26 protein-coding genes and 1 pseudogene are annotated in these 26426 nt (G+C 68.3%); 12 read left to right on the top strand and 15 right to left on the bottom strand.

All coding sequences use genetic code 11. The features are described from left to right. Window positions 1-80: 80 nt before the first annotated feature. Window positions 81-1712, bottom strand: a complete 1632-nt coding sequence (locus tag ACTJI2_RS10550; RefSeq protein WP_192197901.1) for a peptide-N4-asparagine amidase — start codon at window positions 1710-1712, stop codon at window positions 81-83. A 166-nt stretch (window positions 1713-1878) separates the two neighbouring features. On the opposite strand from ACTJI2_RS10550, the gene msrA reads away from it, so the two are divergent. Beyond that, entirely contained in the window at window positions 1879-2529 is a 651-nt protein-coding gene (gene msrA / locus ACTJI2_RS10545) for a peptide-methionine (S)-S-oxide reductase MsrA (protein WP_249888580.1), read from the top strand. A 450-nt stretch (window positions 2530-2979) separates the two neighbouring features. On the opposite strand, the gene ACTJI2_RS10540 is transcribed toward msrA, so the two are convergent. From ACTJI2_RS10540 to ahpC, 5 genes are all read right to left on the bottom strand, one after another. After that, on the bottom strand, window positions 2980-3960 hold the full coding sequence (locus ACTJI2_RS10540; RefSeq protein ID WP_192197900.1) for a transaldolase: 981 nt from the start codon (window positions 3958-3960) through the stop codon (window positions 2980-2982). Window positions 3961-4024: 64 nt separating this feature from the next. Further along, the gene (gene rnk / locus ACTJI2_RS10535) at window positions 4025-4456 is read right to left on the bottom strand and encodes a nucleoside diphosphate kinase regulator (protein WP_141455823.1); all 432 of its coding nucleotides are present in this window, start codon (window positions 4454-4456) and stop codon (window positions 4025-4027) included. A gap of 124 nt (window positions 4457-4580) precedes the next feature. After that, window positions 4581-5543 (bottom strand): DNA-binding transcriptional regulator OxyR, encoded by a 963-nt coding sequence (oxyR, locus tag ACTJI2_RS10530; protein ID WP_183638781.1) that lies wholly within the window; start codon window positions 5541-5543, stop codon window positions 4581-4583. Between the two features lie 139 nt (window positions 5544-5682). Then, the gene (ahpF, locus tag ACTJI2_RS10525) at window positions 5683-7269 is read right to left on the bottom strand and encodes an alkyl hydroperoxide reductase subunit F (RefSeq protein ID WP_318287647.1); all 1587 of its coding nucleotides are present in this window, start codon (window positions 7267-7269) and stop codon (window positions 5683-5685) included. Between the two features lie 209 nt (window positions 7270-7478). Beyond that, window positions 7479-8042 carry an alkyl hydroperoxide reductase subunit C gene (gene ahpC, locus ACTJI2_RS10520; RefSeq protein ID WP_141455826.1) on the bottom strand — a complete coding sequence of 188 codons (564 nt, stop codon included), beginning with the start codon at window positions 8040-8042 and terminating at the stop codon, window positions 7479-7481. Between the two features lie 255 nt (window positions 8043-8297). Between ahpC and ACTJI2_RS10515 the strand changes: the two genes are divergently transcribed. From ACTJI2_RS10515 to ACTJI2_RS10500, 4 genes and pseudogenes are all read left to right on the top strand, one after another. After that, window positions 8298-11003, top strand: a complete 2706-nt coding sequence (locus ACTJI2_RS10515) for a M1 family metallopeptidase (protein WP_440842065.1) — start codon at window positions 8298-8300, stop codon at window positions 11001-11003. Window positions 11004-11040: 37 nt separating this feature from the next. After that, on the top strand, window positions 11041-11892 hold the full coding sequence (gene prmC, locus ACTJI2_RS10510; RefSeq protein ID WP_318287645.1) for a peptide chain release factor N(5)-glutamine methyltransferase: 852 nt from the start codon (window positions 11041-11043) through the stop codon (window positions 11890-11892). A gap of 71 nt (window positions 11893-11963) precedes the next feature. Then, the gene (pip, locus tag ACTJI2_RS10505; protein WP_318287644.1) at window positions 11964-12905 is read left to right on the top strand and encodes a prolyl aminopeptidase; all 942 of its coding nucleotides are present in this window, start codon (window positions 11964-11966) and stop codon (window positions 12903-12905) included. A gap of 61 nt (window positions 12906-12966) precedes the next feature. Next, window positions 12967-13182 (top strand): annotated as a pseudogene (locus tag ACTJI2_RS10500) (alkylphosphonate utilization protein); the annotation flags it as partial. Window positions 13183-13254: 72 nt separating this feature from the next. On the opposite strand, the gene ACTJI2_RS10495 reads toward ACTJI2_RS10500, so the two are convergent. Further along, entirely contained in the window at window positions 13255-13734 is a 480-nt protein-coding gene (locus tag ACTJI2_RS10495; RefSeq protein WP_318287643.1) for a multidrug/biocide efflux PACE transporter, read from the bottom strand. Window positions 13735-13819: 85 nt separating this feature from the next. On the opposite strand from ACTJI2_RS10495, the gene ACTJI2_RS10490 reads away from it, so the two are divergent. Further along, window positions 13820-14698 (top strand): LysR family transcriptional regulator, encoded by an 879-nt coding sequence (locus ACTJI2_RS10490; protein ID WP_318287642.1) that lies wholly within the window; start codon window positions 13820-13822, stop codon window positions 14696-14698. A gap of 10 nt (window positions 14699-14708) precedes the next feature. On the opposite strand, the gene ACTJI2_RS10485 is transcribed toward ACTJI2_RS10490, so the two are convergent. Genes ACTJI2_RS10485 through ACTJI2_RS10475 form a run of 3 tightly spaced genes read right to left on the bottom strand, consistent with a single transcriptional unit; the run spans window position 14709 to window position 16833 of the window. Then, complete coding sequence (locus tag ACTJI2_RS10485; protein ID WP_192197894.1) at window positions 14709-15275, bottom strand: NUDIX hydrolase; 567 nt, start codon at window positions 15273-15275, stop codon at window positions 14709-14711. A gap of 60 nt (window positions 15276-15335) precedes the next feature. Beyond that, complete coding sequence (locus ACTJI2_RS10480) at window positions 15336-16259, bottom strand: 5'-3' exonuclease (protein WP_183638762.1); 924 nt, start codon at window positions 16257-16259, stop codon at window positions 15336-15338. Next, window positions 16249-16833 (bottom strand): nitroreductase family protein, encoded by a 585-nt coding sequence (locus ACTJI2_RS10475; RefSeq protein ID WP_318287641.1) that lies wholly within the window; start codon window positions 16831-16833, stop codon window positions 16249-16251. The genes ACTJI2_RS10480 and ACTJI2_RS10475 overlap by 11 nt, the downstream gene beginning before the upstream one ends. A 152-nt stretch (window positions 16834-16985) precedes the next feature. On the opposite strand from ACTJI2_RS10475, the gene ACTJI2_RS10470 reads away from it, so the two are divergent. Both ACTJI2_RS10470 and ACTJI2_RS10465 read left to right on the top strand, forming a co-directional pair. Continuing rightward, entirely contained in the window at window positions 16986-19271 is a 2286-nt protein-coding gene (locus ACTJI2_RS10470) for a DUF1631 domain-containing protein (RefSeq protein WP_183638758.1), read from the top strand. Between the two features lie 54 nt (window positions 19272-19325). After that, window positions 19326-20414 (top strand): NAD(P) transhydrogenase subunit alpha, encoded by a 1089-nt coding sequence (locus tag ACTJI2_RS10465; RefSeq protein ID WP_440842062.1) that lies wholly within the window; start codon window positions 19326-19328, stop codon window positions 20412-20414. 27 nt (window positions 20415-20441) lie between these two features. Here the strand turns inward: ACTJI2_RS10465 and ACTJI2_RS10460 are convergent, their stop codons facing one another. The 4 genes from ACTJI2_RS10460 to ACTJI2_RS10445 form a co-directional block, all read right to left on the bottom strand. Further along, window positions 20442-20894, bottom strand: a complete 453-nt coding sequence (locus ACTJI2_RS10460) for a DUF3106 domain-containing protein (RefSeq protein WP_183638754.1) — start codon at window positions 20892-20894, stop codon at window positions 20442-20444. 4 nt (window positions 20895-20898) lie between these two features. Next, entirely contained in the window at window positions 20899-21258 is a 360-nt protein-coding gene (locus ACTJI2_RS10455; protein ID WP_183638752.1) for a hypothetical protein, read from the bottom strand. After that, window positions 21255-21761: an RNA polymerase sigma factor gene (locus tag ACTJI2_RS10450; RefSeq protein ID WP_183638750.1), complete on the bottom strand. Its 507-nt coding sequence runs from the start codon at window positions 21759-21761 to the stop codon at window positions 21255-21257. Before ACTJI2_RS10450 ends, ACTJI2_RS10455 begins: the two co-directional genes overlap by 4 nt. A 72-nt stretch (window positions 21762-21833) precedes the next feature. Beyond that, window positions 21834-22169, bottom strand: coding sequence for a hypothetical protein (locus ACTJI2_RS10445; protein WP_183638748.1), 336 nt, complete (start codon window positions 22167-22169; stop codon window positions 21834-21836). Between the two features lie 174 nt (window positions 22170-22343). On the opposite strand from ACTJI2_RS10445, the gene ACTJI2_RS10440 reads away from it, so the two are divergent. Next, window positions 22344-22649 carry an NAD(P) transhydrogenase subunit alpha gene (locus tag ACTJI2_RS10440; protein ID WP_141455841.1) on the top strand — a complete coding sequence of 102 codons (306 nt, stop codon included), beginning with the start codon at window positions 22344-22346 and terminating at the stop codon, window positions 22647-22649. After that, window positions 22649-24106 carry an NAD(P)(+) transhydrogenase (Re/Si-specific) subunit beta gene (locus ACTJI2_RS10435; protein WP_440842061.1) on the top strand — a complete coding sequence of 486 codons (1458 nt, stop codon included), beginning with the start codon at window positions 22649-22651 and terminating at the stop codon, window positions 24104-24106. Before ACTJI2_RS10440 ends, ACTJI2_RS10435 begins: the two co-directional genes overlap by 1 nt. A 64-nt stretch (window positions 24107-24170) precedes the next feature. Here the strand turns inward: ACTJI2_RS10435 and ACTJI2_RS10430 are convergent, their stop codons facing one another. Further along, entirely contained in the window at window positions 24171-24590 is a 420-nt protein-coding gene (locus ACTJI2_RS10430; RefSeq protein WP_440842060.1) for a hypothetical protein, read from the bottom strand. 108 nt (window positions 24591-24698) lie between these two features. On the opposite strand from ACTJI2_RS10430, the gene sufT reads away from it, so the two are divergent. Both sufT and ACTJI2_RS10420 read left to right on the top strand, forming a co-directional pair. Further along, entirely contained in the window at window positions 24699-25250 is a 552-nt protein-coding gene (gene sufT, locus ACTJI2_RS10425; protein WP_141455844.1) for a putative Fe-S cluster assembly protein SufT, read from the top strand. A 50-nt stretch (window positions 25251-25300) separates the two neighbouring features. Further along, entirely contained in the window at window positions 25301-26407 is a 1107-nt protein-coding gene (locus tag ACTJI2_RS10420) for a branched-chain amino acid aminotransferase (RefSeq protein WP_141455845.1), read from the top strand. The last annotated feature ends 19 nt before the right edge of the window (window positions 26408-26426 follow it).

Raw genomic sequence — 26426 nt, 5'->3', positions numbered from 1 at the left:
AGGATCAGCCCCGTTGACCAGCCGAATGGCTGGTCAACGGGGAGGCAAAGGCAGGCATCCGGAGGCATGCTGCTGGAGCGTCAGCGCACGCAGGTGGTGTCGTCTTCGGTGAAGTAACCGTTGACCGTCGCGATATGGCGCGCCTGGCAGGCGCCCGCGCTGTCGGTCATGCGGAAATCCTGGCGGGAATGGCCGGTCGCGCGGCGTTGTTCGCGCGGCACTTTCTGGGTATAGGCGGCCTCGCCCTCGAAGCGGTTTTCCACCTTGGTCCAACTGGCGGCCGCATCACCCTGCCGGCGCTGGTTCGTTTCGTCCGCCTGAATAACCAGATCGGTGGTCAAACGCGGATTGCCGGCTTCTGCCACGGTGCGGATACCGCCGTCCAGGCTGAAGGCCAGCGCTTTTTCCTCGATGACGGCGGATTGGCCCGCAGCCTGCGTCGAGATGCGCTGCGAATCGGTCCATTCCGCCTTGAGGCGGTCGTCATTCTCGTCCTTGTCCCAGTCGTGCCGGCTCTGCATGCCGACACGATAGGCCACCTCGATGTCGCGCCGGCCCTCTGAGGTCTCGATCCAGCCGGTCAGTTTCAGCTCGCCGGCGCCGGAAGCGCGCAGCACCGTGCGGCCGTTCTCTTCGCTGAAGGCATCGTTCCGCGCGGGCTTGCCCAGCACGTGCGAGGTCAGTTCGCCGCGCGTCCGCACGCCCTTCGGATCCCGCCAGATCTGCAGGTGGGGCAGCAGCGTCCAGCCGGTCGCGTCGTGGGCCAGCCCGACCACGCGCACCCGCAGTTCGTGCGGCTTGCCGTCGTTGAGCAGGCCGATGAAGGGCGTGAGTTCGAAGCGCTGCGGATGCAGGTCGAAGGTATGCGGCGCCGGGATCGCGTACCACAGGAATGGATTGGACCAGCCGCCGGTGTAGATGTGCGGGTACGGCGCCGCCAGGCCAGCGACCTTGCCGTCGATCAGCACCTGCAGTTCGCGATAGGGACCATGCTCGCTCGCGCAGGAATACTCCTTGCGCGCCACGCTCAGGTACCAGAACTCCTCGCAACCGCCGCCGGAACCATTGGCATAGACCTCGGCCACCAGCCGGCGGGTGTCGGCGGGCAGGGTGAAGCCGCCGACCAGATCCGCGCCGGCGCGGTGGGCCTCATCCAGCGGGACGATCCGTTCGGCGGTGGCGGCCGGCGCGTGCGCCGCGTCGGCGGGGTAGAAAGTGAGCGTGGCGCGGATGTCGAACACGCCGGTGTAGGTTTCGTTGACCAGATTGCCCAGCTCCATCACCACCGGCTGCTCGCGGGTGAACAACGGCGCATAGGCGCTCACGTCCTTCTCGACCTGCCAGCGGATGCCTTCGCGGGACGGTTCGGGCGTGCTGGTGCGCAGGAGGGTCACGCCGCCGACGCTGATCTGGCCCATGCGGTCGTACTGGCGGCCCTTCACGCTGCCCTCCATGTCCAGCACCACCTTGTGCCACGGGCCGGGACAGTCGGCCGGCGGGGTGAATGCCTGACGGTAGGGCTCGAAGTCGGCGAAGCCGTGGCGGACGATTTCCACCGTGCAGTGGCGGATGTCCGGGCGGACCACCTTCGGCTCGGCGGTGCGCGGGTCGTCCCAGTCGGCGCCGAATTCGGCGGGCGGACGGGTGTCGGCGGCGAACGCCGGGGTAGCCGCCGTGGCGGCGCACAGGAGCAGGGCGTAGCGGGAAATCATCGGTTTGTATCGATCCAATTCGTGGCGCGGAAAATGCCGGGTAGGGCGCGGGCAGTGGGGGATGGCGCAGCCTACACCGGCGCTCCCCGGCGCGACAGTCCGTTGCGCTTGAAAGCGGACCGGGCGCGCCCAGATCCGGAGACATCCATCATCTGCGGGGTGTCCCATGCTCGGAATCGGTGCCCACAAACAGCGCATGCCGCGCCCGGAGGAAATCCTGCCCGGCCGCGCCCACCCGCTGCCGCTCAACAACACCCACTTCGTCCACGGCCGGCCGCTGCGCGCGGAGGCCACCGGCCTGCTGCAGGCGGAATTCGGCATGGGCTGTTTCTGGGGGGCGGAGCGCAAGTTCTGGAGCCTGCCGGGGGTGTACAGCACGTCGGTCGGCTACGCCGGCGGCGGAACGCCCAACCCGACCTACGAGGAAGTGTGTTCCGGGCTGACCGGGCACAACGAAGTCGTGCGGGTGATCTACGACCCCAAGCGGATTGGATTCGAGGAATTGCTGCGGGTGTTCTGGGAAAACCACGACCCGACCCAGGGCATGCGCCAGGGCAATGATCTTGGTACCCAGTACCGCTCGGCGATCCTGTGCCATTCGCAGGCGCAGTACGACGCCGCGCTCGCCAGCCGCGATGCCTACCAGCAGCGCCTGCGCGCGGCCGGCCATGGCGACATCACCACCGAGATCCTGTATCCGCCACCGGAGTTCTACTACGCCGAGGACTACCACCAGCAGTACCTGGCCAAGAACCCGAATGGCTACTGCGGGCTGGGCGGTACCGGCGTGAGCTGCGCGATCGGCCTGGATGCCTAGTACGCGTCACCTGTAGGAGCGACGTCAGTCGCGACCGTGCCACGAGGTCGTCCGTCGACCCGCACCAGGCGACAAGGATCGTCCGCGAACGTACCCGTGTTTCCGTGGCGTTGATAGGTCGCGACTCACGTCGCTCCTACACGCGAGGCGTTCGCGACGGCTGTGGGCCTCAAAAGATGGCCGCGCCTGTTCACCGGGCGCGCATTTTTGTCATGTGGGAGCGACGTGAGTCGCGATGGGCCGCGACTTTCTTCCTGAGAGAGAGACGCGGCTCGTCTCCCTCCAGTCGTCCGGGTTCAGTGCTGCTGCGGGCATTCGCGACTCACGTCGATCCCACAAGGGGAGGTGCGCGGATTGCAGCCACGTCACCACGCGGATGCCGGACGACCTGGAACCACCGACCGGCCGGCGAGGCCGGCCAGCAGTCCCGGAATCAGCAAGTGCGCAGGCTCAGGCGGTGGCTTCGGCCAGGCGCTGGGCGATGGTGTCGCGCAGGGCGACCAGATCCTTGGCGAAGATCTCGATGCCGGTGGCGAGCTTTTCCTTGGCCATCGGATCGGCTTCGATCGCGGCGGCGAAACTCTGCGCGTTGATCGGCGCGGTGGTCACCGGCCCGGCCGCGACGGGTTCGAGCTTGCGCGGCAGCGCGCCGTGATCCTGATCCAGCTTCTCCAGCAGATCCGGCGAGATGGTCAGGCGATCGCAACCGGCCAGCGCCTCGATCTGCGCAGTAGAGCGGAACGAAGCGCCCATCACCACGGTCGGCGAACCGCGCCGCTTGAACTCGGCGTAGACGCCGCGTACGAACACCACGCCCGGATCCTCGTCAATGCTGGCGGGCGCCTGGCCCTGGGCGACATACCAGTCGAGGATGCGGCCGACGAAGGGCGAGATCAGGAACGCGCCGGCTTCGGCACAGGCAATCGCCTGGACCTGGTTGAAAATCAGGGTCAGGTTGCAGTCGATGCCTTCGGCCTGCAGTTGGCGCGCGGCCTCGACGCCTTCCCAGGTGGATGCCACCTTGATCAGGATGCGGTCGCGGCCGATGCCGCGCTCGGCGTACATGGTGACGAACTTGCGTGCCTTGGTCACGGTGGCGGCGGTGTCGTAGGCCAGATCCGCGTCCACCTCGGTGGAGACGCGACCGGGAATCAGCGCGCTCAGCATCGCGCCGACGCCGACCGTCAGGCGGTCGGCCACTTCGTTGACGATCGCCGCGCGATCGCCGTCCTGGCCACGCGCCCAGCCGAGTTCGCGCTCGATGAGGTCGGCATAGACCGGCAGGTCGAGCGCCTTCTTCACCAGCGTCGGGTTGGTCGTGCAATCCACCGGCTTCAGGCGCTTGATCGCCTCGTAGTCGCCGGTGTCGGCGACCACGACCGAAAGTTCACGCAACTGGGTCAGCTTGGACGGGGAAGCGGGGGAATTCATCGCAACACTCATGATGGCGAGAGGGGAGGCACAGTATGCCTCGCGCCGCCCGCCAGTTCAGCGATCAACGATGGAATTCGCCGTTTGCCTCGGGCTGGTAGCGGATGCCGGTGACCTGCAGGCGCAGGTGGCGGCCGCCGGGCGCCTGCCAGTCGATGGTCTGGCCGAGCGACAGGCCCAGCAGGGCGCTGCCGACCGGGGCCAGCACCGAGACGTAGCCCTTGTCGACGTTGGCTTCGTTCGGATAGACCAGGGTCAGGTTGTGGTGCTCGCCGGTCAGCTCATCGATGCAGTCGATGGTGGAGTGCATGGTCACGACGCCTTCCGGAATCTGTTCCGGCGGCAGCACTTCGGCGCGATTGAGTTCATTCATCAGGGCCACCGCGGCCGGCAGGCGGCGCAGGGCGGGGGAATCGAGCAGGGCTTCCAGCCGGTTGAAGTCGCGGCTGGAAATGATCAGCGAAGGCGGCAGGCCGCTGGTATGCGCGGTACTCATCGTGTCCTCTTTTTTCGGGCGTTGAACAAGGAAAATGGGCGCCGCGTTTCCGCGTCGCCCATTCGTGGTTGGTTTGTGCGGCTTACCGTAGCCGTTTGCCGGCCACGGTTCAAGCCGGCGGCGTTCAGCCCGCGCGGAGTGCGCGCGGACCGCCGCCGCGCGTTGCGGCGGGATTCATGTCCTGTGCCGGATCGAACAGCGATTCGGGCAATTCCCGGAACACCCGGGCCAGTTCCTGCAGGAACGCGGCCATGGCCGAACTGCGGCGCCATACCATCGCGATCCGCCGGCTGGGGTGCGAGTCGGTGAAGCCCAGCAGGTGGATGCTGTCCGAACGTGCCACCGGTGGCTTCACCGCCAGGGTGGGCAGCAGGGTGATGCCGACATTGGCGGCGACCATCTGGCGCAGGGTTTCCAGGCTGGTGGCGCGGAACTCGGATTTCTCGTTGGCCCCCGAAATCCGGCACACATCCAGTGCCTGTTCGCGCAGGCAGTGGCCATCCTCCAGCAGCAGCAACTGCTGATCGGACAATTCGCGCAGCGACAGCGAATCGCGTGCCGCCAGCGGATGCGCTTCCGGTACGGCCAGCAGGAACGGTTCCTCGAACAGGAATTCGGTATGCAGCTGATCATCCTGCAGCGGCAGCGCCAGGATGCCCGCGTCCAGCTTGCCCTCGCGCAGGCGCGAAAGCAGGACGTCGCTCTTTTCCTCGATCAGCAGCAGTTCCAGTTGCGGGAAGCGCGTGCGGATGCGCGGCACCACGTGCGGCAGCAGATAGGGACCGAGGGTGGGGAAGATCCCCAGCCGCACCGTGCCCGCTTCCGGATCCTGGCTGCGGCGGGCGGCTTCCTTCATCTGCTCGACCTCGGCCACGATGCGGCGCGCGCGATCCGCGGCATCGCGTCCGGCCGGCGTCAGCATGACCTTGCGCGGGGCGCGTTCGACCAGCGGTACGCCCAATTCGTCCTCCAGCTTCTTGATCTGGGTGGACAGGGTGGGCTGGCTGACGAAACAGGCCGCGGCGGCATGGCCGAAGTGCTTGTGATCGGCCAGGGCCACCAGGTATTTCAGATCACGAAGATTCATCCGGGTGAGTCCGTTGGGAAGCCGGTGGCGGGGCCCATCCGAACCGGCGCTCGCGGCGCGGCGGGCTCGACCACCCCAGAGAGTACGCCGATTCCGGGAACGCGACGCGTCCCCGGCGCGGCCGGGCCGGCGGCCCGGTTCAGGCGGTGGCGGTTTCTTCCGGCGCCTCGACCGGGGCCGAGGTCCGGATCAGGTGGTCGAACGCGCTCAGCGCGGCCTTCGAACCTTCGCCCATGGCGATGACGATCTGCTTGTACGGGACGGTGGTCGCGTCGCCCGCGGCGAACACGCCCGGCACCGAGGTGCGGCCATGCGCGTCGACCTCGATCTCGCCACGCGGAGACAGCGCGAGCGTGCCCTTCAGCCATTCGGTGTTGGGCAACAGGCCGATCTGGACGAACACGCCTTCCAGTTCGATGCGGTGGCTGTCGCCACCGGCGCGGTCCTTGTACACCAGGCCGGTGACCTTGCTGCCGTCGCCCTGCACCTCGGTGGTTTGCGCGCTGGTGATGATGCGTACGTTCGGCAGGCTGCGCAGCTTGCGCTGCAGGACCTCGTCGGCGCGCAGCTTGTCGTCGAACTCGATCAGGGTCACGTGGTTGACGATGCCGGCGAGATCGATCGCCGCCTCGACGCCCGAGTTGCCGCCACCGATCACCGCCACCCGCTTGCCCTTGAACAGCGGACCGTCGCAATGCGGGCAGTACGCCACGCCCTTGTTGCGGTACTGGTCCTCGCCCGGGACATTCATCTGCCGCCAGCGGGCACCGGTGGAGAGAATCACGGTCTTCGCCTTCAGCGATGCACCATTGGCCAGTTGGATCTCGATCAGGTCCTTGCCGGGCACCAGCTTCTCGGCGCGCTGCAGGTTCATCACGTCGACGCTGTAGTCCTTGACGTGCTGTTCCAGCGCGGCCGCCAGCTTGGGGCCCTCGGTGTAGGGCACCGAAATGAAGTTCTCGATCGCCATGGTGTCCAGCACCTGGCCGCCGAAGCGTTCGGCCGCCACGCCGGTGCGGATGCCCTTGCGCGCGGCGTAGATGGCCGCCGCCGCGCCGGCCGGGCCGCCACCGATCACCAGGACCTCATACGGTGCCTTGGCCTTGAGCTTCTCGGCCTCGCGCGAGGCGGCGCCGGTGTCGAGCTTGGCGACGATCTCTTCCACGCCCATCCGGCCGGCGCCGAACACCTGCCCGTTGAGGAAGATGGTCGGGACCGACATCACTTCGCGCGCCTCGACCTCCTGCTGGAACAGCGCGCCGTCGATGGCGACGTGGCGGATGTTCGGATTCAGCACGCTCATCAGGTTCAGCGCCTGCACCACGTCCGGGCAGTTCTGGCACGACAGCGAGAAATAGGTCTCGAAAACGTACTCGCCATCCAGATCGCGGATCTGTTCGATCAGATCCTGGCCCAGCTTGGAGGGATGCCCGCCGACCTGCAGCAGCGCCAGCACCAGCGAGGTGAATTCGTGGCCCAGCGGCAGGCCGGCGAAGCGCAGGTGGATGTCCTGGCCCGGCGTGCCCAGCGCGAACGAGGGCTTGCGCTCGTTGTCATCGCGGGATTCGGTCACGCTGATCCGATCCGAGAGCGAAACCAGATCGGCCAGCAGCGCCTGCAGTTCCTTCGACGAATCGCTGTCGTCCAGCGACGCGGTGATCACGATCGGCCGGGTGACTTTTTCCAGGTAGGCCTTGAGCTGGGTCTTGAGGTTCGCGTCCAACATGCGGGGGCTCCTTGATGAAGGCGGAAGGAAGAACACGGGTGCGGTCGGGGAGACCGCAAGGGCGTTTGCAGTAGCGGCCTGGGCCGGAGGGAGGGAGCCAGGGGAGAGAGGACTGGCGCGGCGCAGGCCGCTGGTGCAAACGTCCGTCTGCGGAGGAAAGCGCCCGGGCGTATCGCCCGGGCGCCGTTACAACGGGTATTGCGTGGAAATCAGATCTTGCCGACCAGGTCCAGCGACGGGGCGATGGTCTTGGCGCCTTCCTTCCACTTGGCCGGGCAGACCTGGCCGGGGTTGTTGGCGACGAACTGCGCGGCCTTCAGCTTGCGCAGGGTCTCGGTGACGTCGCGGGCGATCGCGTTGTCGTGGATTTCCAGGGTCTTGATCACGCCTTCCGGGTTGATGATGAAGGTGCCGCGCAGGGCCAGGCCTTCTTCCTCGATGTGCACGCCGAACGCGCGGGTCAGCTGGTGGGTCGGATCGCCGACCAGCGGGAACTGGGCCTTGCCCACCGCCGGGGAGGTCTCGTGCCACACCTTGTGCGAGAAATGGGTATCCGTGGTGACGATGTACACCTCGGCGCCAGCCTTCTGGAATTCGGCGTAGTTGTCGGCGGCGTCTTCCACTTCGGTCGGGCAATTGAAGGTGAAGGCGGCCGGCATGAAGATGAGCACGGACCACTTGCCCTTCAGGGTGGCGTCGGTGACTTCGACGAACTCGCCGGCGTGGAACGCGGTGGCCTTGAACGGCTGGACTTGGGTGTTGATCAGGGACATCAGGTTTCCTCTTGGTTCGGAGGGGACAGGGGTGAAGCAACGGAAGCTAGGTTAATAGGCGTAGCCTAATCAATCCAATGGATTGATAAGATTGTATCAATAGATTTTATCTATCGATTGCCGTGGTCAGCCTCCCGATCGATATGGGGACTCGATGATTCCCGGCCAAGGTCACGGGCGATCGGTACTTTCGGCAGGGGGGCGCCGGTATCGGCCGGTCGTAACTTCGAAGGCTTTCCACTGTGGGGTTCCGAGATGACCGTATTGCGTCGCAGCGCGTTGGCGTGTGCCTTGTTGCTGGCGGCCTCGCTGCCCGGGCAGGCGGCCGAGTCCGCCGCGGTTCCGAAGGGACCGCTGCCCCGCACCGTGGTGCCGTCGCTGGTCAATCTCGAACTGAGGCTGGATCCGCGCCAGGAACGCTTCAGCGGCACCACCCGCATCGATGCCGAGGTCAAGGAAGCCACTTCCGTCCTGTGGATGCATGGACGCGATCTCGACATCCGCCAGGCCACCGCCCTCCTGGCCGACGGGCGCCGGGTCAAGCTGGCCGCCGAATCGGCCGACGTGTCCGGCGTGCTCAAGCTGACCGCTGCCGAATCGATTCCTGCCGGCAAGGCGGTCCTGGAAATCGTCTTCGAAGCGCCGTACGGGCAATTGCAGGGCGCCTATCGGGTCAAGCCGGACGGCCGCGACTACGTGGTCACCCAGATGGAGCCGCTCGGCGCGCGCAACACTTTCCCGGGTTTCGACGAACCCAGTTTCAAACAGCCCTGGGACATCACCCTGATCGTGCCCGAGCAGGACGTGGCGGTCGCCAACAGCCGCGAACTGAAAACCGAGTCGCTGGGAAATGGCTGGAAGAAGGTCACCTTCGCCCGCACCGAGGCGTTGCCCAGCTACCTGATCGCGTTCGCGGTCGGACCCTGGGACGTGCCGAAGGGGCCGGACATTCCGGCCACCGCCATCCGCAGCACCCCGATCGCGCTGCGCGGCGTCGCCGCGCACGGGCAGGGCGAGCGCATGCGTTACACGCTGGACAACACGCCGGTGATCGTCACCAAGCTGGAGGAATATTTCGGCACGCCGTATCCGTTCGACAAGCTCGACAACGTCGCCGCACCCGATTTCTGGGCTGGTGCGATGGAGAACGCGGGCTTGATCGTCTATCGCGACACCCTGATGTTCCCGGACGAGAAGTCCACTCCGCGCGAACGCCAGGCGTACTGGGGGGTCAGCGCGCACGAACTGGCGCACCAGTGGTTCGGTGACCTGGTGACGATGAAGTGGTGGGACGATCTCTGGCTCAACGAGGCCTTCGCCACCTGGATGGGCACCAAGATCACCGGCCAGTTGCAGCCGGGCTTCCATGCCGATCGCGGCCTGCTGGAGGGCGCGCTGGAGGCGATGGGCGAGGACAGCCTGGTCAGCACCCGCCGGGTGCACGAGCCGATCAACGATTTCACCGAGATCCAGTCCGCCTTCGACGGCATCACCTACCAGAAGGGCGGCGCGGTACTGTCGATGTTCGAGACCTATATCGGCGAGACGGCGTTCCGCGATGGCATCCGCAGCTACCTGAAGGCGCATGCGCGCGGCAACGCCACCAGCGGCGACCTGATTGCCGCGGTGGCGGCACAGAGCAAGGACCCGGCCGGTGTCGATCGCGCGTTCAAGAGCTTCATCGACCAGCCGGGCGTGCCTTACGTGAAGGTGGAAGTCGATTGCGACGGCAAGACGCCTTCGCTCAAGCTGCAGCAGCAGCGTTACCTGCCGCTGGGATCCGCCGCCAGCGCCAGCCAGACCTGGGGCATGCCGTTCTGCGTGCGCTACCAGGACGGCGATCAGGTGCGTTCCGAATGCAGCCTGGTCGAACAGGCCACCACGACCATGCCGCTGACCCAGGCCAAGAGCTGCCCGGCCTGGGTGATGCCGAACGCGCACGGCCATGGCTACTACCGGTTCGCGCTCGACGACAAGGCGGCCAAACAATTGGCGGGCGCATTCGCGCAACTGGACGAACGCGAGCAGCGCGTCTACGCGGATTCGCTGGAAGCGGCGTTCAAGGCCGGCAGCATCGACGCCGCCGGCTACCTGGCCGGCGTGCCGCAACTGGCCGCGGCCGAGGTGCGCCAGACCGCGACCGCGCCGATGGGACAACTGGCCTGGATGAAGGAGTACCTGGCCGCGGACGATGCGCAGAAGGCCGCCGTGGCCGCCTATGCGCGCAAGATCTACGGGCCGCGCCTGCAGGCGCTCGGCCTGGAGCCCAAGCCGGGTGAAAGCGACGACACCCGCATCCTGCGCCGCACGCTGATCGGCTTCCTGTACCGCACCGGCGAAAGCCCGGAACTGGGCGAGGAACTGGTGCGCCGCGGCCGCGCGATCATCGGCCAAAAAGCGGACGGCAGCGCCGGCACGGGCAAGCTGGATCCGGAAGCGGTTCCGCGCGACCTGCGGGCGGTCTCGCTGGCCGCGGTCGCACGGGCCGGGGATGCGGCGACCTTCGATTTGCTGGAGAAGCACCTGCGGGCGACCCAGGATGCGGCGATCCGCACGGAACTGCTGGAGGCGCTGGGCAACATGAGCGACGCGCCGCAGGCCGAGCGCGCCCGCGGCTTCATCCTGGAAAAGGGGCTGCTGCGCCGGAACGAGCTGGCGCCGCTGCTGATGCCGCAGATGGAAGCGGAAGCAGCGCGTCCGGCCCTGCGCCAATGGGTCGATACCCACTTCAAGACCCTGGAGCCGTCGCTGGCGCCGGCGGGCGCGCGGCTGGTTTCGGTCTATGGCGCGGGCATGTGCAGCAAGCAGGAAGCGGCGGATCTGCTGTCCCGGTTCGGTGAACGCATGAAGACGGTCGAAGGCGGCCCGCGCGCGCTGAAGCAGGAAGCGGAGAACATCGGCCTGTGCGCCGACCTGCGCGACGCGCAGCGGGCCAAGGGCTTCGGCGGCGCTTTGCAGTAAGCTGCGCGCCCGCGCTGGGCGGGCCGCAGGTCGCGCGATGGGCAGTTCCGGACAACCCGATGTAAACCAATGCCTGTCACGGGCGGTCGGCCGTCTTCCCGCCGGGGACGGCCGCCATATCGCCGAGCATCTGCTCTCGCACGTGCTCGGACGGGATCGCGCCTGGCTGTTCGCGCACGCGCGGGATCCGCTGGGCGCGGATGAGATGGCGCGCTTCGAGGCGTTGCTGGAACGTCGCATCGCCGGCGAACCGGTCGCTTACCTGACCGGAAGGCGCGGTTTCTGGACATTGGACCTGGCGGTCGGCCCGGACACCCTGATTCCGCGCCCGGAAACCGAACTGCTGGTGGAACTGGCGCTGGCCCGCCTGCCGTTGGAAGGCGCGCCGGACGTGGCCGATCTCGGCACCGGCAGCGGTGCGATCGCGCTGGCCGTTGCCAGCGAGCGCCCGCAGGCACGGATCGTCGCCACCGACGCCAGCGCGGGCGCGCTGGCGATGGCCGGACGCAACGCGCGCGAACACGGCATCGGCAATGTCCGCTTCCTCCAGGGGGACTGGTGGCTGCCGCTGGCAGGCGAGCGCTTCGATCTGGTGGCGAGCAATCCGCCCTACATCGCCGAGGCCGATCCCCATCTGGAGCAGGGCGACCTGCGCCACGAACCGATGACCGCGCTGGCATCGGGCATCGATGGCCTGGACGCGATTCGCATCATTGTCGCTGGCGCCCCGCGTCATCTGCGCGCGGGTGGCTGGTTGCTGCTGGAACACGGCTGGGACCAGGGCGCCGCGATCCGCGAGCTGTTGCTGCAAGCGGGTCTGGCCGAAGTCGCCACCGAGCGGGATCTGGAAGCGCGCGATCGCGTCACGCTCGGGCGCTGGCCGGGCTGAGCCGACCCGGCGCGGCAGCGGGAAAAGGCCGCGCCGGCTAGAATGGGCGCCTGTTTTCCGCGGGAATCGCCATGCGCACGCTCTATCCGGACATCGAACCCTACGACACCGGCACGCTGAAGGTCGACGATCGCCACACGCTGTATTACGAGCAGTGCGGCAATCCGGACGGCAAGCCGGTGGTCCTGCTGCATGGCGGTCCCGGCGGCGGCTGCAGCCCGAAGATGCGTCGTTTCCACGACCCGGCGAAGTACCGGATCATCCTGTTCGATCAACGCGGTTCCGGGCGCTCGACGCCGCACGCGGATCTGGTCGACAACACCACCTGGGATCTGGTCGCCGACATCGAGAAACTGCGTGAGCGCCTGGGCGTCGCGCGCTGGCAGGTATTCGGTGGCAGCTGGGGTTCGACCCTGGCGCTGGCCTACGCCGAAGCGCACCCTCAGCACGTCACCGAACTGGTCCTGCGCGGCATCTTCATGCTGCGTCGCTGGGAACTGGAGTGGTTCTACCAGGAAGGCGCCTCGCGCCTGTTCCCGGATGCCTGGGAGCACTACCTGGCGGCGATTCCGCCGGTCGAGCGCCACGACCTGATTTCGGCCTACCACCGTCGCCTGACCTCCGACGATCACGCGGTGCGGCTGGCGGCCGCGCGCGCGTGGAGCGTATGGGAAGGCGCGACCAGCTTCCTGCGGGTCGACGCGGATTTCGTCAGCGGCCACGAGGATGCCGAATTCGCGCTGGCCTTCGCCCGCATCGAGAACCATTACTTCGTCAACGGTGGTTTCTTCGAGGTCGAGGGTCAACTGCTGCGCGACGCATCGCGCATCGCCGACATTCCCGGCGTCATCGTGCATGGCCGCTACGACGTGGTGTGCCCGGTGGCCAATGCGTGGGAACTGCACAAGGCGTGGCCGAAGGGCCGGCTGGAGATCACGCCGACCTCGGGCCATTCCGCCTTCGAGGAAGAGAACATCGACGCGCTGGTGAGGGCCACCGACGCGTTCGCCTGAATTCTGCCCCACGGGGCGTTTTGCCGGCGGGNCGCCTCATGGAGATGAAATGTCGGAAGAAGAAATCGTGGTCAAGGACAGCAATGGCACGGTGCTCGCCAATGGCGACTCGGTCACGCTGATCAAGGACCTGAAGGTGAAGGGCACCTCGGTGACGCTCAAGCGCGGCACCCTGGTCAAGAACATCCGCCTGACCGACGACGAGGAACTCATCGAGTGCAACGTCGACAAGGTCAAGGGCCTGGTGCTGCGCACCGAGTTCCTCAAGAAAGCCTGATCCGGTCCGCCGTGGCGGATGGATCGAAGAAAGCCCGCGCCGGATGGCGCGGGCTTTTCGTTTCAGGCGGGCTCAGGTCCGGCCGCGCGCAGCGGCTTCCAGGTTCGGGGCCGCGTCCCGCGCCAGCCAGCGCTCACGCAGCACGTCGTAGGCCCAGTTGAAGCCCAGCGTGTAGGGCAGGAAGAACAGCAGCAGGCCGATATCGAGCACGAACGCCTGCACCAGCCCGATCGACAGCCACCAGGCGGCCAGCGGCACGGTCGCGACAATCAGACCCAGTTCGAACAGCAGCGCGTGGATGACGCGGACCTTGGGGGTCCGCTCGAAGCCCCAACGCTGCTGGGCGCGGTCGAAAGCCGCGGTGTAGGCCATGTTCCACAGCATCGCCAGGGTCGAAACCGCCAGGGTCAGCGCGCCGGTGTGCAGCAGCGACTTGCCCAGCAGCCAGGCCAGGGCCGGCGCGGACAGGGCAATGGCCAGGCCTTCGAAGGCCAGCGCGTGGAGGACGCGTTCCCTGAGGCTCTTTTCGGGGGCGGCGTGATTCGGGTTCATGGCAAGCTCCTGCAAAACAACAGGCGAGCATTCTCATCGGCTGATAGGATGGGTTGAAGTTGGAATCCATCGGGAAAGCCGATATATGAATCCCTCACCGGAATCCCTGCAGGCGTTTGCCCAGGCCGTCGCCCTGGGCTCGTTCAGCGCGGCCGCGCGCCGGCTGGGCAAGAGCCAGTCCACGGTCAGCGAAGCCATCGCCCGGCTGGAAATCGACCTGGGCGTCACCCTGTTCGACCGTTCCGGCCGGCAACCCCGGCTGACCGAGGCCGGGCAGGTGCTGGCGGGCCGGGTCGAGCAGGTGCTGGCCGCGTCCGATCGCCTGCAACGGGTGGCGGCGGAACTGGCGGGCGGGCGCGAGGCGCGGGTGACCCTGGGGCTGTCCGATGCCTACCAGTCGGCCGGTTACGAAGCACTGCTGGCGGAAATGGCCGAGCGTTACCCGGACCTGGAGTTCGAATGCCTGCTGGCCGAGCGCGAGGACCTGATCGAATTGGTGGATGAAGGCCGCGCCACCCTTGCCGTGCTGGCCGCCCGCGAGCACTACGCGCCGGAACTGGGCTCGGCGACGGTGGCCGAACGCGCCGAATTCGACCTGTTCGTCGCCCACGATCATCCGCTGGCGAAGTTGCCGCGGGTGCGGGTCGAGGATCTGGCGGGCTGGCGCCTGCTCGCATTGAGCACGGTGGGCCAGCCGGAGGCGCGGGACGATGCGCTGCCCGCGGGCGACGGCCGCTGGACCGCGCCGAACTACCTGCTGCTGCTGGAAATGGCGGTGCACGGCTTCGGCTGGGCCGAACTGCCGCGCTGGCTGGTCAACGGCTACGCCGGTGGCCGCCTGCGGGAACTGAAGGTGGCGGGCTGGCCGCGCAGCCAGGCGGTGGACATCATCTGGTCGCGGCGGCGGCCGCTGGGGCCCGCGGCCAGCTGGATGCTGGAGCGCCTGCTGGCCGAACCGGCCTGAACGACCGCGGCTAGCCGCGCGGGGTGCCGTCCAGGTTGTGTTCGATCATCCACAGGCCGGCCCAGAGCTTGGCGTCCAGTTCGTAGCCCTCGCGCAACTTCGCGGTCAGCCAGGCCGCCGCCTGCGCGCGCGGGATTTCGTGGACGGTGATGTCCTCGTCGCCATCGCCGCCGCCCGGGCCGACCTTGCGCAGGCCGGTGGCACGCACGAAGGCGACCTTCTCGCTGCTGCTGCCGGAAGACGTGGGACCGATCAACAGGACTTCCGCGTGCGCGGCGGTCCAGCCGGTCTCCTCTTCCAGTTCGCGGATGGCCGAGACCTCGATGGATTCGCCGGCATCGATGTCGCCGACCAGCCCGGCCGGCATCTCGATGGTGCTGGCCTGCAGCGGTACCCGGAACTGCTCGACGAACAACACCCGGTCGTCGGGAGTCACCGCGATGATGATCGCGGCCAACCCGCCGCTGTGGGTGCGCTCGGAATACTCCCAGGTACCGCGCTCGACCATCCGCAGGTAGCGGCCTTCGTAGACGGTGCGGGGTGCGGCGGTCTTGCGGTGTCGGGAAGCGTCATCCATGCGGCGATGCTAACGGCTGGCGATGACGTTTTGTAGGCGCCGGAGGGCGCCGCGCCGCGATCAGGCGACCGAAAGGCCCGCCGCTTCCAGCAGGCGCCGCCGGGTCATCGGCCCGAATCGCAGCGCTTCGGCCAGGGCGTGCAACACATCGCCGTCGGCGGCGGCGCGGCCGAACCCGGCTTCCTGCGTGCCCAGCGGCGCGTCCAGCGCGATGGTGGTCAGCTCGCGCCACAGCAGCGCGTGCTCGCGCTGTTCGCGCAGGCGCGCGGCGATGCCGGCGGCGCCACGCAGGCGCAGGAACGGCACCTCGTCGATGCGCGCGAGCAATGTGTCCAGGCTGCCGAAATGGGCCAGCAGCACCGCGGCGCTCTTGGCGCCGATGCCGCTGACGCCGGGAATGTTGTCGACCGCGTCGCCGGTCAGCGCCAGGTAATCGGCGATCTGCCGCGCCTCCACGCCGTGGCGCGCCTTGACCCCGGCCATGCCCCAGCGCTGGCCGCGGGCGAAATCCCACTGCTCATCGTGTTCCCACAGCAACTGCGACAGATCCTTGTCGGCCGAGACGATCACCCCGCGGAAACCGGTGGGGCGCGCGCCGTGCAGCGCGCTGCCGATCAGATCGTCGGCCTCGTATTCGGCATGCGCCAGCACGCTCAAACCGAGCGCGGCGCACAACGCCTTGCAATGGCCGAACTGCCGGCGCAGTTCCTCGGGCGCCGGATCGCGATTGGCCTTGTAGGCCGGATAGATGCGGTTGCGGAAACAACTGTCGAGCGCTTCGTCGAAGGCGATGGCGATGTGCCGAGGACGTTCCTTCTCCAACAGTTCCAGCAGGAAGCGGGCGAAGCCGTGGACCGCGTTGGTGGGCCAGCCGTCGGCGTCGTGGAACTCGTCCGGCATCGAATGCCAGGCGCGGAACACGTACAGGCTGGCATCGACCAGGTAGAGCGGACGCGCCGGCGCGAGGTCGGCGTCAGCGGCCATCGGGCTGCCAACGGCTGAGCAGGTCGGCCGGATCCGGCCGTTCCCGCTCGGGCGCCTCCATCCGCGGCGTGCCGATATGGATGAAGCCGACGATGCGTTCGTTCGCGCCCAGGCCCAGCAGTGTGGCGACGGCTTCGTCGTAGGCCATCCAGCCGGTCAGCCACTGCGCGCCGAATCCCAGCGCCTGCGCGGCCTGCAGCAGGGCGAAGCAGACGCTGCCCGCGGTCAGCAACTGCTCCTGCTCGGGCACCTTGTGGCCGGGCGTGATCCGGGCGATCACGGTGACGATGTCGGGCGCATGGGAGAAGCGCGCGCGATCCTTCTCCACCGCCGCGGCCGGTGCCTCCGGATCGCGCGCCAGGGTGCGCTCGGCCAGCGCATCGCCCAGGGCGAGCCGGGCCGGACCCGAGATGTGCAGGAACCGGTACGGCACCAGCTTGCCGTGATCCGGCACGCGCACCGCGGATTGCAGCATGCGGCGCAGGGTGGCCGGGTCGGGTCCGGGTTCACCGAGCTGGCGGGACGGTACCGAGCGGCGATCGTCGAGGAACTGGAGGGGGGAGGCGGCAGACATGCCGGCAAGTTTAACTTGTCATTCCCGTTGCACCGCGCCAAAGTGCCGATCTGGTCACGCCAGGTTCGCACTGGATTTCCTACGATGTGTGAGTCGCCTGACCTTAACGGGTCGTTTGCAACTTTCGCCTGCCAAGGCGGGGAACCTTGCGCATGACGAACAGCCCTCACGCCACTGCCAGCAGTGGACACGACCCGCGCCTGCTCGGCCAGGCGCGTGATGCCGTGCTGCCGCCGTTGGCGGATGCGTTCATCCAGGCGCTGGGCCGTTTCGACGACGCGCTGTTCGATCGCGCCGAGCGCGCCGGTCCCTCGCAGATGGCGTTCCTCGACGCGATGCGCGAACTGCGCCGCCGGCGCGAGGAAATCATCGGGCGTTTCCGCAATGCCCTGCTCGAAGCCTGGCGTTCGCTGGAAGCCGGCCAGCCGCTGTCCGCGGAGGAGATCCTGATACGCGGCGACAGTTCCGGACTGAGCCTGGTCACCGAGCAGGAACTGGAATCGCGCCTGGCCGCGCGCAATCTGGCGGCGGTGCTGGCGCGTGACTGCAAGCCGGTGCTGAGCCGGCTGGAGCGTCGGCTGTCGGTGCTCGCCAGCGTCAAGCTGGACGGCGAACACAATCCCATCGGCGCCGAGCACATCGGCGCGGCCATCCACACCGCCTTCGGCACCAGCGATCTGGCGCTGGAGGTCCGGCTGGTGGTGGTCAAGCTGTGCGAACGCGAACTGGTGCCGCTGGTGGCCCGCATCTACGAGGCGCTCGACCAGCGCCTGGTCCGGGTTGGGGTGGCGCCGGACCTGCCGGCGGGCCCGAAACCGGCCCCGACGCCGGTCCCGCGTCCGGAAACCTTCGACAGCGAGCCGCTGATCCAGGACGAGGAGATGCACGCGCCCGCCTGGGCCGCGCGTTTCGTCAACCGGATGGCCGGCTTCCGCGAAATGCACGGCGGCTCGGGCGGCCGTGCCGAAACCGAAGAGGGCAGCTACGGGCAGGCGCCCGGCACCCAGACCGTGCTGCTGGAAGCGTTGCACCACCTGCTGCAGGAGTCCCGCAGCCAGCGCGGTCCGGAGTCGGCGCGTGGCGCGCTCGGCACCCGCGATCTGTCGCAGCGGGAAATGCTGTCGGTCCTGTCGCTGCTGCAGTCCACCCCGAGCGCGACCCTGCGGGCCGCGATTGGCGACACCGGCGAATCGCTGGCGCAGCGGCTGAAGAACGAAGTACTCAGCAGCGCCACCCAACTGGGCGTGGATCCGTCCACCGCCCGGCTGGCGCCGGTCGACGAGGACGCCATCGATCTGGTGGGCATGCTGTTCGACGTCATGCTGGACGAGCGTGATCTGGAAGGGCGGCCGCGCGAACTGATCGGCCGGCTGGTGGTGCCGTTCGTGAAGGTGGCGCTGCTGGACCGGCGCATGTTCGTGCAGAAGACCCATCCCGCCCGCCGCCTGCTCAATGCGCTGGCCGAGGCCTGCGAAGGCAACAACGGCGAGAGCGCGGCCGAGCGCACCCTGCTGACCAAGGTCGAGGAAGTGGTGGATCGGCTGGTGGCCGAGTTCAACGAGAACCTGGCCATCTTCCTGACCCTGGAAGAAGAATTCCGCGCGTTCCTGGACCAGCACCGCCGCCGCATCGAGATCGCCGAGCGCCGGGCCGCCGAGATCCAGCGTGGCCAGGAGCGCCTGGAAACCGCGCGCACGCGCATGAATGCCGAGCTGTCGGCCCGCGTCGATGGCCGCGAGTTGCCGGGCGCGATCGAGGAGTTCCTGCGCCAGCCGTGGGCCCACCACGTCACCATGACGCTGCTGCGCGAAGGCGAGGACAGCAACGCATTGCGCGACGCGCTGACGCTGGCCGACGGCATCCTCGAGGAACTGACCGAGGCCCAGCGCCAGATCATCGGCAAGCCCTGGCTGCAGGCCTGGCGTCCCGGACTGGTGCAGGTGTTCGCCAGTGTCGGCATGAATGCCGATGCCGCCCACGGCGCCGTGGACGCGCTGCACGACACCCTGCAGGCGATCGCCGCATCGCGCCCGGACCTGCAGAAATCGCTACCGGAGCTGCCGCAGGTCATCCTGCCCAAGCCGGCGGAGGACGAGAACACGCCGATCCAGATCGTCGGCGGGATCGACACGCTCGAATTCGATCATACCGACGCCGATCACTTCCGCCTGCTGGCCATCGGCACGTGGCTGGATTTCATCGACAAGGACAACAAGGTGCAGCCGGGCAAGCTTTCGTGGGTGAGTCCGATTTCCTCGCGCCTGCTGTTCGTCAATCGCCGTGGCGTGCGCTTCTGCGTGGCCTCGCCGGAAGAACTGGCGGCAATGGTGCGCCTGGGCCGGCTGCGCCGGCACATCGAGGAAGATGCGTTCGACAGCGCCATGCAGGGCGTGATCGATCGGCTGGAGCCGGCCGCCCGCCCCGGCGGCACGCCCTGATCCCGCGCCGCATTTGCTAGCATCGGCTCCGACACAAACGGCACCGGAGTACGCATGGCGGTCGAGGTTCTGGTCCTGAAGGAAACCGCAGCGGGCGAACGGCGCGTGGCCGCCACCCCGGAAACGGTCAAGAAAATGGTCGCCGCGGGCGCCCAGGTGCGGTTCGACCCCGGTGCCGGACGCTCGGCCGGTTTTCTCGACGAGGCCTACGCCGGCGCGGGTGCGCGCCCGGTCGATGGCGATACCCTGGCCAATGCCGACGTGGTGCTGTGCGTGCAGCCGCCCGCACCGGACACGCTGGCCCGGTTGAAGACCGGCGCGGCGCTGATCGGCATGCTGCATCCGCAGGCCGATGCCGCGCGTGCCGAAGCCATCCAGGCGCGCGGCCTGCTGGCCTTCCCGCTGGAGCGCCTGCCGCGCACCACCCGTGCGCAGGCCATGGACGTGCTCAGTTCACAGGCAGGCATGGCCGGCTACAAGGCCGTGCTCATCGCCGCCCAGCTCGCCCCGCGCTTCTTTCCGATGCTGACCACCGCGGCCGGCACCATCCGTCCGTCGAAGGTGCTGATCGTCGGCGCCGGCGTGGCGGGCCTGCAGGGCGTCGCCACCGCCAAGCGCCTTGGCGCGCAGGTGGAGGGCTTCGATGTGCGCCCGGAGACCCGCGAGCAGATCGAATCGCTGGGCGGCCGCTTCCTGGACCTGGGCGTGAGCGCGGCCGGCGAGGGTGGTTACGCGCGCCAGCTGACCGACGACGAGCGCCGCGAACAGCAGCGCCGGCTGGCGGAACATCTCAAGGGCGTGGATGTCATCGTCTGCACCGCCGCGGTGCCGGGGAGGCCGGCGCCGAAGATCATCACCACCGCGATGGTCGAGGGGATGAAGCCGGGCAGCGTGATCGTGGATCTGGCCGCGGAGACCGGCGGCAACTGCGAGGCCACCCGGCCCGGCGAAACGATCGAGCACCAGGGCGTCACCGTCGCCGGACCGCTCAATCTCGCCAGCATGGGCGCGGTGCACGCCAGCGAGATGTACGCGCGCAACGTGCTGAACTTCGTCTCGCTGTTCCTCAAGGACGGGGCGATCAGCTTCGATTGGCAGGACGAACTGCTGGCGAAGACCCGCTGGCCCGAACCGGCGGCCTGAGGCCGCCGGCGAGGCGTCGCCGCCGGTTCAGGGGCGCGCGGTCTCGTCCTTGGGACGATGCTGTTCCAGCCAGGCGCGGCGCTGCTCCGGGGTCATCTTCTTCCAGTCCTCGCGCAGCTTCTCGCGCTGCTCCGGCGGCATCTCGCGCATGCGCAGGAACAGGGCCCGCGCGCGATCGCGCTGCTCGGGATTCATGTGTTCGAAACGACGCATGCCGCGGCGTGCCTGCGTGCGCTGTTCGGGGGTCATCTGCTGCCAGCGGCGTCCGTGCTCCATCATCCGCGAGCGGCCCTGGGGATCGGCGTTCCAACGATCCCGCAGCGGCGCGATCAGGGTTTCACGCTGCTGCGGCGTCAGCTTCTCCCATTCCGGCAGCGGCGCGGGCGCCGGGACCGCCTGCTGCGCCAGCGCCTGGCCGGTCCACAGCAACGACAGGCCCAGCAGCGACAACAGGGAACAACGCAGGGTTCGGGTCTTCATCGGTTCACTCCATCGCCAGCGGCGGCGCCTCGGAGGAGGCCAGCCACAGGTACAGATCGGGATTTTCGTCGAGCAGGGTGTTGGCGGGAAGCGCCGCGTCCGGCGTGGCCGCGGTGATCGCCGGTTCCGGGGATTCCGGCGCCGGCGCGGGGGACGACGGCAGCCATTGCAGGCCGATCATCACCGCCAGCACCGCGCTGAACGCGGTGGCGGTCAGCCACGGCCAGGCGCGCCGCTGCGACGCCGGCGCCGAGTGGCGGGCCGCGCGCAGGCGTGCCAGGGTCCGCGGGGACACCTGCGCGAGCGCCGCGGCATGCGCCTGGCGCGCGCGGGCGTCGAAATCATGTTCGTGGGCGGGGTTCATCGGAATTCCTCCAGTTGCTTCTGCAGCGCATCCCGCGCGCGCGACAGATGGGTCTTCACCGAGCCTTCCGAACAGCCCATCGCGCGGGCGGTGTCGGCGACATCGAGTTCTTCCAGCACGCGCAGGGTGAAGGCTTCGCGCTGGCGGGCGGGCAGGCCGCGCAGGGCCTGCACCAGCCGTGCATAGGCCTCGCGCTGTTCGTGCGACTGCGACGGTCCGTGCGCGGCGTCGGCCCAGTCCAGCGAAGCCTCGCCTTCGCCCTCTGCCTCCGGCCGCAGCCAGCGCAGGCGGAAGCGCTGCCGGCGCTGCACGTCGACGATCTTCCGCCGCAGGATGCTCCAGAACAGCGGTGTCCACTCGGCGGCGGGCCGCTCGCGGTAGCCGAGCATCTTCATCATCGCGTCCTGCACCGCGTCCAGCGCGTCGTCGCGGCTGCGCAGTCCGGCCTCGGCGAAACGGAACGCGCGGGTGCCCAGTCCGGCCAGGAACTGATCAAGCGACATTGCCGGCGAAGCCGCCACTGGCGGCGTCGCGACATCGGTTTCTTGTCCGGGGCCGGTACTCACCAGCACAGCTTAGCTCCGGCGGTCCCAGCGGCGCTCGATCCGGTCGCCGCGGCGGTCCAGGCGCGCCTCGATGCGATCGCCCCGACGGTCCAACTGGCGGTCGATGCGCTCGCCGCGCGCGTCCAGGCGGGCGGCGGCGCGCGGGTGGCCGTGCGCGGCGGCCCGATCTGCGCGGCGATCGAAGTGCCGCTCGATGCGATCGCCGCGGACATCGAGGCGATGTTCGATGCGCTCGCCACGCACATCGAGGCGGTGGTTGGCCCGATCGCCGGGATCGGCGGCGAAGGCCGGGGTGGCGATGGCGGACAGCAGTACGGCCAGGCACAGCGGGATGCGGTGGTTCATGGCGGTTGCCTCATGGCGGGTGGCGGGAACGGAGATGCTTGCGACAGGGGAAACGCCCCGCCGGCGCGCGCGTTGACAGGCGCGCGGCGGGGTTCCGCCGGGTTCAGGTGCGGTTATGATGCGGAAACGCCGCGGCGCGACCCGTCGGCGCAACGACAATCTGGGAGTGCGTGGATGAACGACGGTTTCGTGGCCTTGTACATCTTCATGCTGGCGGCCATCGCCGGGCATGTGATCATTTCCCGGGTGCCGGTCATCCTGCATACGCCGCTGATGTCCGGCTCCAACTTCATCCACGGCATCGTGCTGATCGGCGCGATGGTGGTGCTGGGGCACGCGGACACCACCCTGGAGAAGGTCATCGGCTTCATCGCCGTGCTGCTGGGCGCGGGCAACGCCGCCGGCGGCTACGTGGTGACCGAGCGCATGCTGGAGATGTTCAAGTCCAGCAAGCCGCAGCCGGGCAAGGAGGGCAAGTGATGAGCTGGACCCTGCCCGAACTGCTGTCCTTCCTGGTCAAGGCCAGCTATCTGGTCGCCGCGACCCTGTTCCTGCTCGGCCTGCAACGCATGGCCTCGCCGCTGACCGCGCGCAGCGGCATCCGCTGGGCCGGGCTGGGCATGCTGATCGCCACGGTGGCGACGTTCTTCCTGCCGGACCTGCACAACATCCCGCTGATCATCGCGGCGGTGGCGATCGGCAGCGCGGTGGCCTGGGTATCCGGCAAGCAGGTGCCGATTACCGACATGCCGCAGATGGTCGCGCTCTACAACGGCATGGGCGGCGGTTCGGCGGCGGCGATCGGCGCGGTTGAACTGCTGCGCTTCTCCTTCCTGGTCCATCGCGACACCACGCACTGGAGCGAGTCGGCGATCGCCGCGCTGGCCGCGCGTCAGCCGGATGCGACGACCCTCGCGCTGGCGGTGATCGGTTCGGCGATCGGCGCGGTGTCGCTGTCCGGTTCGGTCATCGCCTGGGCCAAGCTCGACGGACGGCTGGACAAGCGGGTGGTGTTCCCCGGCCAGCAGGCGTTCAACCTGCTGGTGTTCATCGCGATGCTGGCGCTCGGAGGCTGGGCGGCCTATACCTTGTCGGTCCCGTACATCATCGCGTTCTTCGTGGTGGCGCTGGCGCTGGGCGTGCTGATGACCCTGCCGATCGGCGGCGCCGACATGCCGGTGGTGATCTCGCTGTACAACGCCTTCACCGGCCTGGCGGTGGCGTTCGAGGGTTACGTGCTGGGCAACGAGGCGCTGATCATCGCCGGCATGATGGTCGGCGCGGCGGGCATCCTGCTGACCCGGCTGATGGCCAAGGCGATGAACCGGCCGATCCGCAACGTGCTGTTCTCCAATTTCGGCGGTGGCGGGCAGGCGCAGGAGATCTCCGGTTCGCAGAAGCCGATCGAGGCCGGTGACGTTGCCGCGATGATGGCCTTCGCCGAGCGCGTGGTGATCGTGCCCGGCTACGGCATGGCGGTGGCGCAGGCGCAGCACAAGATCTGGGAACTGGCGCAGAAGCTGATCGATCGCGGGGTGAAGGTGAAGTTCGCCATCCATCCGGTCGCCGGCCGCATGCCCGGGCACATGAACGTGCTGCTGGCCGAAGCCGGCGTGCCCTACGATCTGATCGCGGACATGGACGACATCAACCCGGAGTTCGCCAACACCGACGTGTCGCTGGTGATTGGCGCCAATGACGTGGTCAACCCGGTGGCGAAGACCGACCCCGCCAGCCCCATCTACGGCATGCCGATCCTCGACGTGGTCAACAGCAAGAACACCATCGTGATCAAGCGCGGCAAGGGCACCGGTTTCGCCGGCATCGAGAATGCGCTGTTCTACGCCGACAACACTCGCATGCTGTACGGCGACGGCGCGGAGATGGCCAGCGCGCTGGTCAGCGAACTGAAGGCGCTGGACGGCGGCGGCCACTGAGCCGCCGCTCCCACACGCGGACTTCAGCGCGGGACGCGCCGCATGATCCCGGGCGGGCCTTGCGCTACTTCGCCAGCCAGGCCGCCAACAGCGGAGACACCAGCAGGCACGCCCAATCCAGCGTGCCGTTGGCGAGCTGGGCCAGGGTCCAGGCATGGGAGAGCCCCAGCCGCAGCGCCGATTCCCAGGGCAGCAGGCCGAGCACGAAGCCGAGCTGGCTGGCGATGATGAACCAGTTCGCCAGCACCGCCATCGCCACCGTCGCCAGCGCGGCCACAAGCGCGCGGCGGCCACCCGGGCGCACGCCGGCAAAGCGCAGGAGCACGGCCGCGTCCAGCGCCGCCAGCAGCGCCATCCAGCCGGATTGTCGTCCCAGATAGAGCGCCAGCAGCACCCAGATCAGGCTGAAGCACAGGCCACCGAGCAGCAGGATGATCGGGGTCAGCCAGCGGGAGGATGGCGTGGAAGGGGCGGCGGGCGGCATGAAGGCTCCGACAGGGGGCCGCCAAGGATAAGGCCTGCCGGCCCCGCCCGGGCTGCCGCGATACAATGTCGGCCTTGCGCGCCCCCCACGCGCCCCCATGTGAACGGCATGTATTCCCGCAGCAGCGAACCCGTCCAATTCGAGCGTGACTGTCCCGCGGTGCTGGTACCGCAGGGCGAGAGCGTGACCCTGCCGGCAGGCACCTACGGCTACATCACCCAGGCGCTGGGTGGCAGCTACACGGTCTTCGTGGAAGGCAACCTGTTCCGCATCGCCGGCAAGGATGCCGATGCGATCGGCAAAGAGCCGACCGAGCCGCTCAGCCTGCCGGACAACGCCAGCGACGACGAAGTCGAGCAGATGGTGTGGCAACAGCTGCGCACCTGCTTCGATCCGGAAATCCCGTTCAACATCGTCGATCTGGGACTGGTCTACGAGGCCCGGCTCAACCATCGCGACGATGGCCAGCGCGAGGTCGAGGTGAAGATGACCCTGACCGCGCCCGGCTGCGGCATGGGCGAGATCCTGGTCGACGACGTACGCAGCAAGCTGGAGATGATTCCCACCATCGCCGAGGCGGACGTGGAACTGGTGTTCGACCCGCCGTGGGGCCGCCACATGATGTCGGAAGCCGCCAAGCTGGAAACCGGCATGCTCTGAGCGCCTGCGCGCTTTTCCCTTTTTTCGCAGTGGAATACAGGAAGCAAGTGATGAACGTCGCCAACGCCGCCCCCCTGGTCTACCGGGTCGAACGCTCCGCCCAGGCCCGCAGCACCGCCGAGCGCGAGAAGATCCTCGCCGCGCCGGGCTTCGGCTTGCATTTCACCGACCACATGGTCGCCATCGAGTGGGACAAGGCGCAGGGCTGGCACGACGCGCAGGTGCGTCCCTACGGTCCGCTGGCGCTGGATCCGGCCGCGTCCGTGCTGCACTACGGCCAGGAAATCTTCGAGGGCATCAAGGCCTATCGCCACGCCGACGGCTCGATCTGGACCTTCCGCCCCGACGCCAACGGCGCGCGCCTGCAACGTTCCGCCCGCCGCCTGGCGATGCCGGAACTGCCGGTGGCCGAGTTCACCGAATCGCTGCGCCAGCTGATCGCGGTGGACGCCGACTGGGTGCCGGGCGCGCCGGAGACCAGCCTGTACTTCCGTCCCTTCATGATCGGCACCGAGGCCTTCCTCGGCGTGCGCGCCGCGCAGAAGGCCGGCTACTACGTCATCGCCAGCCCGGCCGGCGCGTACTTCGCCAAGGGCGTGGCGCCGGTGTCGATCTGGCTGTCCACCGACTACGCGCGCGCCGCCAAGGGCGGCACCGGCGCGGCCAAGTGCGGCGGCAACTACGCCGCCTCGCTGCTGCCGCAGCAGGAAGCGCAGGCGCAGGGCTGTTCGCAGGTGCTGTTCCTGGATCCGGTCGAGGGCAAGTACCTGGAAGAACTGGGTGGCATGAACGTGTTCCTGGTCTACAAGGACGGCACGATCGTGACCCCGGAGCTGTCCGGCAGCATCCTGGAAGGTGTGACCCGCTCCAGCATCCTGCAGCTGGCGCGTGATCGCGGCCACAAGGTCGAGGAGCGCAAGGTGTCCATCGACGAATGGAAGCAGGGCGTGGCCTCGGGCGAGATCGCCGAAGTGTTCGCCTGCGGCACCGCCGCGGTGATCACCCCGATCGGCGAGCTGAAGGGCCGCGATTTCTCGGTCGGCGACGCGAGCGCGCCGGCCGGTGAAGTGACCATGGCCATCCGCAAGGAACTGACCGACATCCAGTACGGCAAGATTCCGGATCGCCACGGCTGGCTGGTCAAGCTGCGCGACTGAGGCGCGGCGCTGGCGAAAT

Source organism: Pseudoxanthomonas sp. 22568 (assembly GCF_052044485.1).
Taxonomy (GTDB): domain Bacteria; phylum Pseudomonadota; class Gammaproteobacteria; order Xanthomonadales; family Xanthomonadaceae; genus Pseudoxanthomonas_A; species Pseudoxanthomonas_A beigongshangi.
Note: the sequence above shows the minus strand (reverse complement) of the source record. Positions and strands in the feature narration are given on the sequence as shown.